General features: G+C 35.5%; 19 protein-coding genes. 15 read left to right on the top strand and 4 right to left on the bottom strand.

From position 1 onward, the window contains the following. Nucleotides 1-2: 2 nt before the first annotated feature. From HF990_RS03705 to HF990_RS03740, 8 genes are all read left to right on the top strand, one after another. Complete coding sequence (locus HF990_RS03705) at nucleotides 3-1,073, top strand: sulfate/molybdate ABC transporter ATP-binding protein (protein WP_016839281.1); 1,071 nt, start codon at nucleotides 3-5, stop codon at nucleotides 1,071-1,073. A 333-nt stretch (nucleotides 1,074-1,406) separates the two neighbouring features. Next, complete coding sequence (locus HF990_RS03710) at nucleotides 1,407-2,261, top strand: DUF72 domain-containing protein (RefSeq protein WP_168411992.1); 855 nt, start codon at nucleotides 1,407-1,409, stop codon at nucleotides 2,259-2,261. Continuing rightward, nucleotides 2,261-3,082 carry a sulfite exporter TauE/SafE family protein gene (locus tag HF990_RS03715; protein WP_016839283.1) on the top strand — a complete coding sequence of 274 codons (822 nt, stop codon included), beginning with the start codon at nucleotides 2,261-2,263 and terminating at the stop codon, nucleotides 3,080-3,082. The genes HF990_RS03710 and HF990_RS03715 overlap by 1 nt, the downstream gene beginning before the upstream one ends. A 22-nt stretch (nucleotides 3,083-3,104) precedes the next feature. Beyond that, a complete protein-coding gene (locus tag HF990_RS03720) occupies nucleotides 3,105-4,469 on the top strand; it encodes a bifunctional metallophosphatase/5'-nucleotidase (RefSeq protein WP_016839284.1) in 1,365 nt (454 codons plus the stop codon). Between the two features lie 90 nt (nucleotides 4,470-4,559). Continuing rightward, nucleotides 4,560-5,657: an HD-GYP domain-containing protein gene (locus tag HF990_RS03725; protein ID WP_016839285.1), complete on the top strand. Its 1,098-nt coding sequence runs from the start codon at nucleotides 4,560-4,562 to the stop codon at nucleotides 5,655-5,657. Between the two features lie 69 nt (nucleotides 5,658-5,726). After that, nucleotides 5,727-6,482 carry a sporulation protein YunB gene (yunB, locus tag HF990_RS03730; protein WP_026019140.1) on the top strand — a complete coding sequence of 252 codons (756 nt, stop codon included), beginning with the start codon at nucleotides 5,727-5,729 and terminating at the stop codon, nucleotides 6,480-6,482. A 119-nt stretch (nucleotides 6,483-6,601) separates the two neighbouring features. After that, the gene (lipA, locus tag HF990_RS03735) at nucleotides 6,602-7,501 is read left to right on the top strand and encodes a lipoyl synthase (protein ID WP_016839287.1); all 900 of its coding nucleotides are present in this window, start codon (nucleotides 6,602-6,604) and stop codon (nucleotides 7,499-7,501) included. Between the two features lie 42 nt (nucleotides 7,502-7,543). Beyond that, complete coding sequence (locus tag HF990_RS03740) at nucleotides 7,544-7,876, top strand: YutD family protein (protein ID WP_016839288.1); 333 nt, start codon at nucleotides 7,544-7,546, stop codon at nucleotides 7,874-7,876. Nucleotides 7,877-7,917: 41 nt separating this feature from the next. Here the strand turns inward: HF990_RS03740 and HF990_RS03745 are convergent, their stop codons facing one another. Continuing rightward, complete coding sequence (locus HF990_RS03745; protein WP_016839289.1) at nucleotides 7,918-8,184, bottom strand: DUF3055 domain-containing protein; 267 nt, start codon at nucleotides 8,182-8,184, stop codon at nucleotides 7,918-7,920. A gap of 87 nt (nucleotides 8,185-8,271) precedes the next feature. Here HF990_RS03745 and HF990_RS03750 point away from each other — a divergent pair, with 87 nt between their 5' ends. Both HF990_RS03750 and HF990_RS03755 read left to right on the top strand, forming a co-directional pair. Next, a complete protein-coding gene (locus tag HF990_RS03750; protein ID WP_168411993.1) occupies nucleotides 8,272-8,721 on the top strand; it encodes a DUF86 domain-containing protein in 450 nt (149 codons plus the stop codon). Beyond that, nucleotides 8,721-9,485: a TIGR01457 family HAD-type hydrolase gene (locus HF990_RS03755; protein WP_016839291.1), complete on the top strand. Its 765-nt coding sequence runs from the start codon at nucleotides 8,721-8,723 to the stop codon at nucleotides 9,483-9,485. The genes HF990_RS03750 and HF990_RS03755 overlap by 1 nt, the downstream gene beginning before the upstream one ends. 245 nt (nucleotides 9,486-9,730) lie before the next feature. Here HF990_RS03755 and HF990_RS03760 read toward each other — a convergent pair whose 3' ends face one another. Further along, nucleotides 9,731-9,967 (bottom strand): YuzB family protein, encoded by a 237-nt coding sequence (locus HF990_RS03760; RefSeq protein ID WP_016839292.1) that lies wholly within the window; start codon nucleotides 9,965-9,967, stop codon nucleotides 9,731-9,733. A gap of 174 nt (nucleotides 9,968-10,141) precedes the next feature. Between HF990_RS03760 and HF990_RS03765 the strand changes: the two genes are divergently transcribed. Beyond that, the gene (locus HF990_RS03765) at nucleotides 10,142-11,212 is read left to right on the top strand and encodes an NAD(P)/FAD-dependent oxidoreductase (RefSeq protein WP_016839293.1); all 1,071 of its coding nucleotides are present in this window, start codon (nucleotides 10,142-10,144) and stop codon (nucleotides 11,210-11,212) included. A 70-nt stretch (nucleotides 11,213-11,282) separates the two neighbouring features. Here the strand turns inward: HF990_RS03765 and HF990_RS03770 are convergent, their stop codons facing one another. Then, entirely contained in the window at nucleotides 11,283-11,612 is a 330-nt protein-coding gene (locus HF990_RS03770; protein ID WP_016839294.1) for a YuzD family protein, read from the bottom strand. Nucleotides 11,613-11,695: 83 nt separating this feature from the next. Here HF990_RS03770 and HF990_RS03775 point away from each other — a divergent pair, with 83 nt between their 5' ends. Further along, on the top strand, nucleotides 11,696-11,932 hold the full coding sequence (locus HF990_RS03775; protein WP_016839295.1) for a NifU family protein: 237 nt from the start codon (nucleotides 11,696-11,698) through the stop codon (nucleotides 11,930-11,932). 72 nt (nucleotides 11,933-12,004) lie between these two features. Here HF990_RS03775 and HF990_RS03780 read toward each other — a convergent pair whose 3' ends face one another. Then, entirely contained in the window at nucleotides 12,005-12,718 is a 714-nt protein-coding gene (locus HF990_RS03780) for a DUF2225 domain-containing protein (protein ID WP_168411994.1), read from the bottom strand. A 145-nt stretch (nucleotides 12,719-12,863) separates the two neighbouring features. Here HF990_RS03780 and HF990_RS03785 point away from each other — a divergent pair, with 145 nt between their 5' ends. The 3 genes from HF990_RS03785 (at nucleotide 12,864) to HF990_RS03795 (ending at nucleotide 15,992) form a co-directional block, all read left to right on the top strand. Then, a complete protein-coding gene (locus tag HF990_RS03785; protein WP_016839297.1) occupies nucleotides 12,864-13,235 on the top strand; it encodes a HesB/IscA family protein in 372 nt (123 codons plus the stop codon). 181 nt (nucleotides 13,236-13,416) lie between these two features. After that, entirely contained in the window at nucleotides 13,417-13,914 is a 498-nt protein-coding gene (locus tag HF990_RS03790) for an NUDIX domain-containing protein (protein WP_016839298.1), read from the top strand. A gap of 275 nt (nucleotides 13,915-14,189) precedes the next feature. Further along, the gene (locus tag HF990_RS03795) at nucleotides 14,190-15,992 is read left to right on the top strand and encodes a carbon starvation CstA family protein (RefSeq protein WP_016839299.1); all 1,803 of its coding nucleotides are present in this window, start codon (nucleotides 14,190-14,192) and stop codon (nucleotides 15,990-15,992) included. The last annotated feature ends 137 nt before the right edge of the window (nucleotides 15,993-16,129 follow it).

The raw sequence follows: 16,129 nt of genomic DNA on the forward strand, positions 1-16,129 counted from the left end.
TTATGAGCATTCAAGTAAAAAATGTATCAAAATCTTTCGGCTCATTTCAAGCGCTGAAAGATATTTCAGTTGATATCGAATCTGGTGAATTAATTGCACTACTAGGCCCCTCTGGATCTGGGAAAACCACGCTATTACGTATTCTTGCAGGGTTAGAAGGGCTTGATGAAGGAGCAATCTATTTTGATGGCGAAAATATTACAAATGTAAGTCCAAAGGAGAGAAAAGTCGGTTTTGTTTTCCAACATTATGCGTTATTCCGTCATATGACTGTGTTTGAAAATGTTGCATACGGATTAAAAGTGCGTCCGAGAAAAACGAGACCTTCCAAGCAAGAAATTGCAAAAAAAGTTAATGAATTATTGGAGCTTGTTAAACTTCAAAACTTTCAAGATCGATATCCTTCACAACTTTCTGGTGGTCAGCGGCAACGAGTTGCATTAGCGAGAGCACTTGCAGTCGAACCGAAAGTATTATTGCTCGACGAACCGTTTGGCGCTTTAGACGCAAAAGTGAGAAAGGAGTTGCGAAGGTGGCTGCGCCAACTGCATAATGAGTTTCACGTGACAAGCATTTTTGTTACCCATGATCAGGAAGAAGCACTTGATGTGGCAGATCGCATTATTGTCATGAATAATGGAAAAATCGAGCAAATTGGTACACCAGATGAAGTATATGAGAACCCAAAAAGTCCTTTTGTTTATGACTTCTTAGGAAACGTAAATATTTTTCGTGGACGTTTACAAAATGGAAAGCTAAGACAGGGGCAATTTGAAATCAGTGCTCCAAATTATCTTGATTCCCATGATGAGGCAGTTGGATATGTTCGTCCTCATGACATTCAAATTGAAAAAGAAAAAGTTGACAACGAAACAGTTGCCGCAAAAATCACGTTTATTCATATCGTTGGCCCAACTGTACAAATAGAATTAAAAAGGGAAGATAATGGTGAATTTTTAGAGGCTGAATTAACAAAGGAACATTATAAAAATCTAGAAATTCAAAAAGGGGATATCGTGTATGTTCGCCCAAAACAATTAAAAGTGTTCATACCGGAAGATTTCTCAATATAATAGTTATATTTTTATAGAGCAATTAATAATTTCTATCCGACGAGAAAACTAGAGGCCATCTAAGTAGCAATTGCTATTTTATGGTCTTTTATTTTTGCTAAATACGCTTTAGTTGGAATGCGTCAAATTAAATTATAGTTAAGAGTAAAAAATACGCTTATTAAATCATCCTATTTAATGAGTGTAATCATTCGTTCCCAAATTTCTTGAGACATGACCAAAGTAATCAAGTTGGAAAGAGTTCGATTTGCGTATTGCTTAATCGAACTTTTTTTGTATAATCGTTTATACTTTTTTATATACAACATAATGAGGTAAAATGGAGAGAAAGAAATGATAAAAATTGGTCTTACTGGATGGGGTGACCATCCTTCAATATATCGTGAAAACTCCACAAAAAGAGATAGGCTTTTTGATTACAGTGGTCATTTCCCAATAGTGGAAGTAGATACATCCTTTTATGCAATTCCATCAGTGAAAAATGTTGAAAAGTGGATAGAGGAAACGCCAGAAAATTTCCAATTTATCGTGAAGGCATATCAAGGAATGACCGGTCATGGTAGAGATAATATTCCGTATCAAAACCGACAAGAAATGTTTGAAGCATTCCGCCAATGTGCCAATGCCTTTCACAAGTCCAATAAATTAGCTATGGTACTAGTCCAATTCCCACCATGGTTTGATTGTACCTCTCAAAATGTAAAGTATATTTTATATGTTAAACAACAATTAGAAGAGTTTCCAATTGCTATTGAATTTCGTAACCAAACTTGGTTTCAAAGTGATAGAGAGGAAGCAACGATTCAATTTTTAAGAGAAAATGGACTAATTCATACCGTTTGCGATGAACCACAAGCCGGTATTGGTTCAGTGCCCTTCGTTCCGAAAGTAACAAATAAGAAAGTACTTGTCCGTTTGCATGGAAGAAATGTTTTTGGATGGCGTAATTCGGGTACTCCTAATTGGAGAGAGGTTCGTTTTTTATACGACTATACAAAAGAGGAGCTAGAAGATTTAGCAAACAAAATAAAAGATTTGGAATCCAATGCGGAAGAAGTTTTTGTACTTTTTAACAACAATTCAGGGCATCATGCAGCAAGTAACGCAAAAATGTTTCAAGAAATTTTAAATATCAATTTTGAAGGTCTTGCACCGAAGCAATTAAATCTTTTTGAAGGGGAATTTTAATGGGATATTTACTTCTTTCCATCATCGCACTTTGTGCTGGAATATTAGGTTCGTTAGTTGGATTAGGGGGAGGGGTTATTTTAATACCAGCAACGCTTTTTTTCGGTATTAATTTAGGCTTTTTTCCTGACATTACTCCGCAGCGAGTCGTTGGTTTATCTGTAATCATGATGATTTTCATAGGTTTGTCTTCAACGATTTCATATATGAGATCAAAACAAGTGGATTTCATAAGCGGATTAATTTTTTTTATAGGTAGTGCACCAGGTACAATATTGGGCGCTTGGTTAAACAAAGGGTTGGATATTGATTCATTTAATTTATATTTCGGTTTTTTACTAATCGTTTTGTCAACAATATTGTTTGTACGAGATAAGTTAAAGCCCATTAACTGGTTTATTGATCACGGATTAAAAAGAAGTTTTACAGATCGCCAAGGCCAAAGTTTCGAATATGGCTATCCTATATGGTTTGCTGTTCTCTTTTCCTTCTTTGTCGGCATGATTTCAGGATTATTTGGCATAGGTGGAGGTTCATTACTTGTTCCTGCAATGGTGTTATTGTTCCGTTTTCCACCACATGTTGCAGTTGCTACTTCGATGTTTATGGTGTTTTTAACATCATTAGTCAACTCGATGAGTCATATATATTTAGGAAATATCCCTTGGCACTATACAATTCCCGTAATTGTTGGGGCTTATGTAGGTGCGAAATTAGGTTCAGCTTTAAACAAACGATTGAAATCAAAAACGGTTGTTCTTGTATTGCAAATCGTTATGGTATTAATCGGTATCCAATCGATTTTAGAGGGGCTATTTTAAATATTGAGAGATGGTGAATAGTTTGCTAGAAACGATTCATTTTTATCATACAAATGATTTACATAGCCATTTCGAATATTGGTTGCGTTCTCAATTTTTCATTCGAAAAGAACGCCTTGCCTACGCAGAACGTGGAGAACCTAGTTTTTTATTTGACATTGGCGACCATTTAGATCGTTCGAATATATATACCGAAGCAACGCTCGGTTTAGGGAACGTCAAACTATTAAATGAAGCTCAATATGATGTCGTTACAATCGGAAATAATGAAGGAATTACGTTAGATTTTGACGAACTTTATCATTTGTATGATGAAGCAAATTTTGAAGTAGTTGTCGCTAATTTAAAGGCAGCAAATAGAGAAAATCCGAAATGGCTAAAACCATATACAATCTTAGAGACTAAATACGGAACAAAAATAGGTGTAATTGGTGCTACAGCTTTTTATGAATTGTTTTATAAAGAACTTCAATGGGATATTGTAGAGCCGAGAAAAAAGATAATTTCTATTGTTAAACAGCTTAGGGAGCAAGTCGATATCTTACTATGTTTATCTCATTTAGGAATTACGGAAGATGAATTATTGGCTCAAGATTGTCCAGATTTAGATGTAATTTTTGGTTCTCACACTCACCACTTTCTTGAAACAGGTAAAATGGTAAATGGTGTTTTGCTCACTGGTTGTGGTAAATTCGGGGCATATACTGGACACTTAACGATTCAATTTGATCACCGCGAGCGAAAAATTATTCGGAAAGAAGAAAAGATTATTGATAATGCATTGTTACCTGAAATTGACGGGGAAGTGGAGTTTCTAGAACAGTTATCGAGCACTGGCAAGGAGTTAATGAGCGAAACGATTTTCCAAACAACGAAAAGTTATAATAAAGAATGGTTTCATCATTCCCAAATTTCTAGGCTTTTTGCAAAAGCAGTATTGGAACATACGGGTGCCGATTGTGCGATGTTTAATGCAGGAATATTTTTAGATGGCTTGAAAAAAGGTAATATTAGTAAATATGATATTCATCGAATTTTACCCCATCCCATTAACTTATGTGTTGTAGAAATAACTGGTAGACAATTGAAGGAAGTGTTTCTTCAAGCGAAGAATGATGAGTGGTCACAACTTGAGTTAAAAGGATTAGGTTTTAGAGGATTAATTTTTGGAAAAATATTAACGTATGATTTTTCGGTAAACAAAAATCGGGAATTAATTGTAAAAGGAGAAGTCAGTGACTTAAATCGAACATATCAATTAGCGACGCTTGATATGTTTACTTTTGGATATTTTTTCCCTAATTTTAAATATGCGAAAAAGAAATATTTTTTACCATATTTTTTGAGGGACGTTTTAATAGATTATTGTAAACGGTATTTAAATTGAAAATTTTTACTAAAATGTTCCTAAATGATATTACTGGCTATATAATATAATTTGGAATACTGAAATCGGCAGAATGGGGTAAACATTATTATGCGACTCATTTCTATTAATGCAGCAAAACCAGGAATGATAATGGGGAGAGCAATTTTTAACGAATCAGGACACCCATTAGTGCAGCGACATGTAAAAATGACCGAGGGCATTATACGAAGATTAAAGCAAATGAACATTCAATATATATATATTGAAGATGAAATTTCCAAGGACATTGTAGTGGAAGAGACGGTACCCCTAGAACTCAGAGCAAAAGCTGTATCGAATATTGAGCGTTCTTTCCGTCAAATGAAAGGATTAAATAGTCGTGATGCGGCTTTTGTTTTAGATAAGCAATCAAAAAAGTTGAATTTTTTAGTAGATGATTTGTTAAAAACGATATTTAGCAATAATGAAATGTTAACGATAATAACGGATACTTATCTTTATGATGAAGCGTTGTTCCAACATTCCTTTAATGTAACCCTTTATTCTCTTGCAATAGCGAAAGAACTCGGATACCCGTATGAAGATTTACGTACAATTGGAATTGGCGCATTATTACACGATGTAGGTAAAATGGTGCTGCCACTCGAAATTTTACATAAACCTGGACAATTAACTGATGAAGAATTTGCCATTATGAAACTACATACCCGTTACGGGTTCAATATTTTACGAAATTTACATACGGTTTCTTTATTAGTTGCTCATTGTGCCCTGCAACATCATGAACGTTTGGATGGCAGTGGATATCCAAGAGGATTAGTAGACAATGAAATTCATCCATATGCAAAGATTATTGCCGTGGCCGATGTTTTTGACGCGGTGACATCTAATCGGGTTTATCGCGATAAAATGTTGCCTTCGGAAGGAATTGACCTAATTGAATCTGATAGTGGCACACTTTTTGAAAAACGAGTGGTAGATGCTTTGATTAAAAGTGTTGTACACTATCCAAATGGAACGGTTCTTTGTTTATCGGATGGAAGAAGGGGAATCGTTGCAAAACAAAATACTAAACAATCCTCCCGTCCCTATGTTCGCATTTTTGAGGAAAACGGTATGTTATTAAAGTCTACGTATCTTTTAAATTTAGAAGAATTTCCGCAAGTTGAGATATTAAGAGTAGATACTGAATATTTACAGCCTTGAATAGTCATCTCCTCCTGTTCATAAAATTAGCTAGGAGGAGATTTTTTGTTTTCACGAAAACCTCGTAGAATGATGATTCGGTCACCGAATAGACGAAAAAAAAGAGCAAATCGTTTTGCATTATTTCTTATGAGCTTTGTATTCACTGTGATATTATTTTTATATTTTTTAAACTCTCGATTGATGCCAACCTATTTAGATTATGCTGAAGTACAAACATATAAAATCGCCTCGCATGTAGTAAGTAAGGCAATCAATGCAAGAACTTCAAGCGTGCTAGATGTGAATGAAATAATTGAGGACTTGCCTACGGAATCAGACTACATGTTGACAACGAAATTTAATACTGAAATTATTAACCAAGTCCGCGCGGAAACGACAGCCCTCGTAAAAGAACATCTAGAAATGGCGGAAAGGGGAGACTTGTCCCAGCTTCCTGAATTAGAAAATGTAGAATATGATGTTTCGGAAATTCAAAGAGGGGACGGCATTGTCTTTTTTGTTCCACTTGCTCAAGCGTTAAATCTGCCCCTATTAGGTAACTTAGGACCTAAAGTGCCAATACGTTTTCACATCATTGGAAATGTTTCGAGTGATGTTGCGACAACCATAACAGAGTTTGGAATCAATAATGCACTTGTAGAAGTGAACATTCGCTTAAAAGTAAATGTCCAAATCATCGTGCCATTTGCTAGTAAAACTGCTACTGTAGAACAAACGATTCCAGTCGCAATTGGACTAACTAGAAGCCAAGTTCCAAATATTTATACAAACGGTGGAGATGGTGCACAACCTTCTATTGAAGTCCCTGTTCCATATGAATAATAATAGAAAATAATATTAATGAACTTTATCGATATTGTTAGTTGTTGCAAAAGCATTAACATGATATATTGACAAGTAGGTTATACTATTTTTTCTTAATTGATAGGGGCTGATACGAAATGAGCAATAAAGAAATTTTAAGGAAACCCGAATGGTTAAAAATAAAGTTAAATACGAACGAAGAATATCGAGATTTAAAAAAATTAATGCGAGAAAATAACTTGCATACTGTTTGTGAAGAAGCACGTTGTCCAAACATTCATGAATGTTGGGGAGAGAGAAGAACGGCAACGATGATGATTTTGGGGGCTGTTTGTACCCGAGCATGCAGATTCTGTGCGGTTAAAACGGGACTTCCAAATGAGCTGGACTTACAAGAACCAGAACGTGTTGCTGATTCAGTAAAAATTATGAATTTAAAACATGTCGTAATCACAATGGTTGCGCGTGATGATTTAAAAGATGGCGGAGCAAGCATATTAGCTGAAACAATTCGCGCCATTCGACGTAAATCACCGCAAACTTCTATTGAAGTCCTACCTTCTGATTTAGGCGGGGTAGAGGACAATTTACGCATTGTCATGGATGCAAGACCAGATATTTTGAATCATAATATCGAAACTGTTCGAAGACTTACTCCGAGAGTCCGTGCTAAAGCAACGTATGACCGTTCACTAGAGTTTTTGCGCCGAGCAAAAGAAATGCAACCGGATATTCCGACAAAATCTTCTTTAATGATCGGACTCGGTGAAACATGGGATGAAATTTTAGAAGTAATGGATGATCTCCTTGCTAACAATGTTGATATCATGACAATCGGACAATATTTACAACCAACGAAAAAACACTTACCAGTTAAAAAGTATTATTCACCTCTAGAATTTGGAAAACTTCGAAAAATTGCGATGGAAAAAGGTTTCAAACATTGTGAAGCAGGTCCTTTAGTTCGTAGTAGTTATCATGCGGATGAACAAGTGAATGAAGCAACGAAAACTAGACAACTCCAAGCAGAGATGTAATGAAATAAAAAGTGATCTAGTCGTAGAATTGGAGGGGTTTGGGTGATTGTAGTCGAAGGAATTGGCTATGAGTTAATTGAAAATTATCGTGACGGTTTTCAAGACGAGGCATTTATAAATCGATATACGGACGTATTAGCGAAGTATGATTATATCGTCGGAGATTGGGGATATGGTCAACTTAGATTAAAAGGATTTTTTGATGATCGTAATCAAAAATCTACCTTTGATAATAAAATTAGCACCGTTCAAGATTATTTATTTGAGTATTGTAATTTTGGGTGTGCATATTTTATTTTAAGAAAAATTGGCCGAGTCCCACAAGAAAAGCTTGTATCAGCTCCGCAGGGGTATTCTCACGACAAAATCAAATAAGAAAATGAAGGCCATCTCCCTTGTTGGAGATGGCTTATTGATTATGACAATAATTCCATTAAATATTCTCTTAAATCTTCAGCCTCTTCTTCTGTTTTATTAAAAACATGTTCTAAATAGCCAGGTTCTTCTAAATCATCTGGTCCGATAATCGCAAATCGGCCAAATTGCATATCTAAAACAAGAACTTTTCCATAAAAACGTGTCGATTGCATAATCGCTAAATCATAGCGAAGTTTTTTTCCAGTAAAGCTGACAAATCTTGTCTTTGTATCTTCTATATCATCATATAAGAAAAATCGTTCCATCGCTGTTTTGGTCTCCTTCCAATACTACAGAATATGTTACTATAGAAGCGGGAAAACTATCAACTTTTTGAATTGGAGGCATTTGTCATGTATTTTGTTGACAGAAATAAAATTACGAGAACTTTATCATATTTAGATGAAATCATCTCCATTTTTGAACAGAAAGAAGATTGGTTAAAAGATGATATAACAAAATTAGCATTGGAACGCATTACACATAATGCAATTGAATCAGTCATCGACGTTGGAAACTTGATGATTGACGGTTTTATTATGAGAGATCCTGGCAGCTATGACGATATTATTGACATTTTGATTGATGAAAAAGTTATCGCAAGTGAAAAAGAAAAGCCATTCAAAGAATTAATCAGTTTACGCAAAAATATCGTCCGTGAATTTACACAAGTAGAAATTGAAAAGGTTTATGAAGTGTTAAAAAATACATTACCAGCGTTAAAAACATTTTCAAAAGAAGTAACGCAATATTTGGAAAATGAATTAGGACCAGTGTCCGCATTTTTACCGGAGGATCGTTGATGAAGCACTATCGAGCGTACTGTTTTGATTTAGATGGCACAGTATATCGTGGAAAAGAAGTTATTCCTACTGCCATCCAATTCATCCATCAATTAGAAGATAAACAGTTAGATTACTTTTTTGTAACAAATAATTCGTCGAAAACTCCTTCCCAAATTAAACAAACACTTCAGCAGTTCGGATTGAACGTTTCTGAAAAACAAATTTACTCAAGTTCATTAGTGACTGCAAAATATGTGAAAAAGCATTTTGGACAAGCTAAAGTATTTGTTATTGGCCAGGATGGAATCCGTTATGCACTTCAACAAGAAGGAATTGACATAGTGGAAGAAAATCCTGATGTAGTTGTAATGGGAATTGATCGAAAAATTGATTATGAAAAATTAACGAAAGCTTGTATTGCTGTTCAAAATGGAGCAACCTTAATTGGAACGAACGAAGATATTAAATTCCCAACAGAAAAAGGGTTCCATCCAGGGAACGGTTCTTTTGTTAAACTCGTTAGTCAAGTTTCTAATGTGGAACCAATGTTTATGGGGAAACCGTCGCCAGTTATGCTAGAAATGATACAGCAAGAATATGGCTATAACAAAAATGAGATGCTAATGATTGGAGATAATTACGATACGGATATTTTATGTGGTATTCGCTTTGGCTGCGATACTGTTCATGTCAATACGGGTGTCGTGAATACGGAGAAAGTTAAAGAAAAAGGGGTACAACCAACTTACTGCATTAATGATTTAAGTGAATTTGAATTATAAGCGTAACAAAAATTTGTCATAATAAATGATAGATATACGTTATAGCTAGTTGTCTTCTGCGGTACTCCTTTATAACTTGCATTTATCACATATAAAATGCGACGAGAGGGGGCATTTGATGTGGCCACCTGACTACCGTAGAGACAGCTTAAAAATATTCATAGTAAATATTTGAGCCTGACTAAAAGTTAATACTTTTGGTCAGGCCATTTTTCAATCTGTATCTAAACGAAATGATGACATGATTAAAAAAGAGGGTTGTCTTTAATATATTCATAAATCTTTTTCGTCAATTCTTCAGGAGTATCAGCTTCAACCATGTCTCCATTGACGAGAGCATATAACTTCTCTGAACACATTGTACAATAACTTAAACAACCGTATTCAAGAACATCTATATTTGGATCATTTTCCAATACATCATATGTTTCTTGAGAGCCCATTGCTAAATTCGAAATACAAAATTCTACTAACGGATTCACAAAGGTTCACCTCACTCAAAAAAATCCTACTCTTAAATTTTACATTCGTCAATGAAATAAACTTTATGTGAATCCTTTCACAAAAAACTATTGTGAAATCTCTCACAATGTAATATACTAATGTTTGTGTAAATTTAGTGAACTGCAAGCAATAAAAAAATAGGGGAGTTTTCTATGAAAAAACTTGTATTACTAGGCGGCGGTTATGGCAACATGCGTATTTTGCTTCGATTGCTACCTAACCAAATTCCAGAAGATACGATGATTACATTAATTGATCGCAATCCGTTCCATAGTTTAAAAACAGAGTTTTACGCACTTGCAGCGGGGACAACAACTGACAAAAAAGTACGAGTTGATTTTCCTGAACATCCAAGATTAGAAAAGGTGTACGGAGAAATTACAAAAATTGATCGTAAGGAAAAAACGGTTCATTTACAAGATGGAACGGTTATCCCATATGATGATTTAGTAATCGGTCTAGGCTGTGAAGATGATTATCATGGTGTACCTGGAGCAGAGGAGTATACATTGAGCATTCAAACGATAGCAAACTCTCGCAAAACGTTTGAAATGTTATGCGGCTTACCTCCAGGTTCTATCGTTGCAATCGTAGGAGCAGGATTGAGTGGTATTGAGATTGCTAGTGAATTAAGAGAAAGTCGCTCAGATTTACAAATTAAATTGTTTGACCGATCTTCTCGTATTTTACGTTCATTCCCTGAAAAACTAAGTAAGTATGTAAAAGAGTGGTTTGAAAAAAATAATGTAGAAATCGTTGCAGAATCTAACATTACAAAAGTGGAACCTGGAAAAATCTATAATCATGATGAAGTAATTGAAGCAGATGCCATTGTTTGGACAGCTGGTGTGCGTCCGGTGAAAATTGTTCGAGAAATGGATGCTGAAAAAGATAATAAAGGTCGACCACTTGTCAACCAATATTTCCATCTCGTTGATGATGAGCATGTTTTCGTTGTAGGAGACTGTGCTTCATCTGATTTGCCAGCCAGTGCACAACTTGCTGAAGAACAAGCTGAACGAATTGTTCGTGTGTTAAAACATCGCTGGAAAGGTGAAGCGTTACCAGAAAAAATGCCAGATATCAAATTAAAAGGATTTATGGGATCTTTAGGGAAGAAACAAGGATTTGTTTATATTGCGGATACAACGGTAACAGGTAGAATTGCACGTTTACTTAAGTCAGGATTGCTTTGGATGTACAAACGTCAAAACGATAACTAAATGAAAAATTCGCAAGTATTTTCCTTGTAATACTTACGAATTTTTAACGTGAAGAAAACGTATGTTAATATTACTCGCTAGGCTCAAAACCTAATTTTTCTAAAGCTTTAAAAACCGGCTGTATTTGGATATATCCTTCTCCGACAACTTCATTGTTAATAAGTACTAGAGGATAAAAATATTCATCATTATGAATGCGTTCAGCATATTCTTGATCCCGTTTATCTGTTAGCGGTTCGTTGATATCAATGTAGCGAATTGTAAATGGTTGATTCGGATATTTCCGTTTAATCGCTGCTTCTAACCATTCGTAAGTGTCTTTGGATGAAGGTGCATTAACGCAACTTGCACAAAGAACGTCGGCACCAAAAACTTCAATAATTGGCATATTTTTATTCATATTATTACACCTTTCGTTACGATAATAATGGATTTTTTCTCTTGTTCACATTATAATAATTTTAATGAAAGGAGTCGAGGAATATGACAAATACTGAACAATTTGAACAAGTAAAAGAAGTTTTAGATAAATTACGCCCGTTCTTACTACGCGATGGTGGAGACTGCGAATTAATTGATGTGGAAGACGGCGTTGTAAAATTACGTTTACTAGGTGCATGTGGTTCATGCCCAAGCTCTACAATTACATTAAAAGCCGGCATCGAACGCGCATTATTAGAAGAAGTACCTGGTATTGTTGAAGTAGAGCAAGTTTTCTAATTGAAAAACGACTAAACTAATTGAAAACGGTGTACTCTTCTATTTAATATGAATAGTGAGTACACCGTTTTTTTATTCAGTAATTACATTTCCTTGATTTCGCTCTTCGCGAATGATTTGCCATTGTTCCTTAGCCATTTCTATTATTTTAGGTTCTCCACCATGTCGTTGATTTTCTATTACTCTTGAGAAGAATCTCGTTGCATTTGATATGTCCCCGATTCTTCGTGAAAGTTCAGCAATCAAGTACATAACACGGATTCCGCTCATTCCAGTGCTTAAATAGTCTTCTGTTGAGTAAGAATCCATATATAAATCTCTGGCAATTTTTAAAAAACGTATTTCTTGTTCTTTATTTTGAAGAGTACGATATAGCCACCCAATTCGAAGAGCAAGACCTGCTCTTGCAATGAATTTTTCATTTTTTAAATTACCGCAAACGAGTGCGAGTTTATATGATTGTATTGCTTGGGCTATTGTACGTTCACCGCTAAAGCTGTGTGGAACCCATTTTTTCGTAATTTGCTCTTGAATTTTTTCCCGTGTACCTGGTGCAAAATATTTAGAAAAATCTTCGGTGAAGGAAAAGCCGCAGTGTTGACAAACAAATACATTGTAGTATAAAGGATTGACATTCGAATCAGAATAAATGGGACGAAAATCAGTTTCAGTATTTTCAACTTTTACGAACTTGGAACGAACTTTTAGGGTAGGAAATTTTTTTTCACAAAAAATACAAACTACTTTTTTTACATAAAAAGGGGAGATTTCTGTATAGTTTTCCATAATATACTACCTCCTGAGCAGTAGGTTATAAGACTATTATACTGGCAGATTCAATAAATGAGTTTAACAATAATGTGTATAAAGCAGTTTCATTGTCATATTCATGATTGCACTGTTATTATATTGTTTAAGGAAGGTGATTCGGATGAGTGCAGAAAAAAGAGTTATTGAATTAACAGAAGCAGCTGCATTTCGCGTAAAAGAGATGGCAAAACATAATGAGGAAGAAAGTTCTTATTTACGTTTAGCTGTTCATGGTGGTGGTTGTAGTGGTCTTACTTATGGCATGAATTTTGATCAAAATGTAAATGAAGATGATTATATCGATGAACAGCACGGAATTAAAATTTTAGTATCACAACAAGATGCCCCTATTTTAATGGGGACAAAAATTGATTATAAACAGTCGTTAATGGGCGGTGGATTTACGATCGACAATCCGAATGCCATTGCATCTTGTGGTTGCGGTTCATCTTTCAGAACAGCGAAAGTTACTGGCACACCGGAAGAATGTTAAAACGATTTATATTAATTGGGCTGTCTAGAAGAGAAATTTCTGGCGGCCTATTTTTATGAATTTTTTTAAGTGAACTAGGTGCTACTACCAAATAAGGAGATAGCTGAAAGTTTTATAGATATATTCAAATAGCTATAAGCGTTGTAAAATAGTGGTAAGTTTAAACAAAGGGTGAGTATATATGAAAAAAGAACGAGGAAAAGTATGGTTAGGTGCAGGAGCTGTTGTTGTCAATTCAGATGGAAAATGGCTCGTTGTAAAAAAGAGATATAGTGGATTAAAAGGAGTATGGTCAATTCCAGCAGGATTTGTGCAACTAGGTGAAACTGCTGATGAAGCAGCACTCCGGGAAGTAAAAGAAGAGACTGGGATTGATTGTATCGTAACCGGCATGGTTGGATTTAGAACGGGGGTTATAAGAGGAGAAGTAAGTGATAATATGGCCATTTTTGCTTGTAAACCAATTAATGAAGAGCAACCGATTTGTATTCAAGAACGCGAACTAATTGACGCCAAATGGCTTTCTGTCGAGGAATTATTAACTGGCGGAGAAGCTTCCATCATGCTACAAAACATGGCAAGTGATACTTTAATTCAGCATCAGCTATCAAAAAATGAGGGGATTAATCCAGGAGATTGGTTTCAATATACATCCTATCGTGTGTTTTTTAACAAGTAATCTTTGAAACTTTATTGAATAAATCAAAGAATAGGATAATAGTATAGTAAAAAAAAAAAGAGATTGATTTTTTTGAAAAAATATAAAATAATGATAAAAAAATATTTTTTTGTAAAAGTTGTAATTTTTATACTATTACAAAAGAAATTTCATATTGTTTATTACATTTTCAACAATTTCTAAAGGGGGATTGGACAAGGGGGTTATTTTAAAATAGAAATCGATTCTGTTAGTAGTTATTCCAAGAAATAAATACTAAGGGATGGGGGAATTTTATGAATGGACTTTCTATTGTAATCGGTGCCATCTGTATACTCGTGATTGGATACCGATTATATGGTTATTTTTTTACAAAAAAAGTTTTGTTAATCAATGAAAAAACACCAACACCTGCCCATGAATTAAACGATGGGCAAGACTATGTGCCGACGAACAAATGGGTAGCATTCGGACATCACTTCGCCGCAATCGCTGCAGCTGGGCCGCTTGTTGGACCTGTACTTGCTGCACAATTTGGATATTTACCAGGTTTACTATGGTTGTTAATTGGTGCGGTGATTGGTGGAGCAGTACATGATGCCGTTGTATTATTTGCATCCATGCGCAAAAAAGGGAAATCCCTTTCTGAAGTGATGAAAGAGGAGCTGGGGCCGGTTGCAGGATTCTGTACAGGTCTTGCTATGTTATTCATCATTACGATAACAATGGCTGGTCTTTCCATGGTAGTGCTTGGTGCATTAGAAAGAAATCCGTGGGGAACTTTTGCAGTAGGAATTACAATCCCAATTGCTATGCTTGTTGGGATTGCCTATAAAAAGACTGGTAACTTAGTTGTAACATCTACGGTTGGATTCATTTTATTAATGATCGGCGTCTTTGTTGGACCGTATATTCAAGGAACAGTGCTTGGTGATTGGTTGACGTTAGATCGCCAAACTTTGGCGTTGATCTTACCGATTTATGCATTTTTTGCTGCGGCATTGCCGGTATGGTTTTTGCTTGCACCAAGGGATTATTTATCAAGCTTTATGAAAATTGGGGTATTTATAGCTTTAATTATTGGGGTATTTTTCGTTAACCCTGTTATTCAATTCCCAGCAGTAACAGAATTTATTCATGGTGGAGGGCCAATCATTGCAGGTCCTGTATGGCCATTTGTTTCAATTACCATTGCTTGTGGTGCCATTTCTGGTTTCCATGCATTCATTGGATCTGGAACAACGCCTAAGATGTTAGATAAATGGGAAGATATTCGCGTTGTAGGATTTGGAGCTATGCTAGTCGAAAGTTTAGTAGGGGTAATGGCGCTTGTTGCAGCTACTTCTTTGCATCCTGCTGATTATTTCGCAATCAATGCAGCTCCAGCAGTATTTGCCACATTAGGAATGGAAGTTGTCAACTTACCTCAATTATCACAAGCGATAGGTATTGATTTAGAGGGAAGAACGGGCGGTGCCGTATCCCTTGCAGTAGGGATGACACAAATTTTTACTGGAGTGCCATGGTTCACAGAAATGAGCGGTTACTTCTACCAATTTGTCATCATGTTTGAAGCGGTGTTCATCTTAACTGCAATCGACGCAGGTACTCGTGTAGCCCGCTACTTAATTCAAGATTTCTTAGGAGATGTCATCAAACCGTTAAAACGGACAGATTGGTTGCCTGGTACAATCATTGCTAGTGCTTTAGCGTGTTTCATGTGGGGGTATTTACTGTACACAGGTGAAATTGGACCAATTTGGGCGTTATTCGGTGTATCTAACCAGCTAATGGCTTCCATTGGATTAGTTATTGGTGCAACGGTTGTATTAAAAATTGCAACAAAACGGATTTATGTTTTAACTTGTATTATTCCATTAGTATATTTATATATATCAGTAAATGTTGCAGGAATTTGGATGATCAAAAACGTGTACTGGAATCCAGCAGCATCTGGTTATTCTGTATTAAATGGCATATTATCCGTCATAATGTTGATTTTAGGTGTTGTTGTTGTGATTACGGCTATTAAATCATGGATTAATCTATGGAATAGTCCAAGATTTGTAAATGGTAAAGCGGTAGGAGAAGCGGTATAACATAAATTTAAGAGGTTGGGACATAAGTATTTTTCAACCTCAAAAATAAGGGGTGAGTTGTTTGAAACAGCTCACCCTTTTACAATTTCATCCAATTCATGAGGGTTTTACACCCCTCGTAGTGCATATTTTCTTAA

It is taken from the genome of Ureibacillus thermosphaericus (assembly GCF_012396605.1).
Taxonomy (GTDB): Bacteria; Bacillota; Bacilli; order Bacillales_A; family Planococcaceae; genus Ureibacillus; species Ureibacillus thermosphaericus.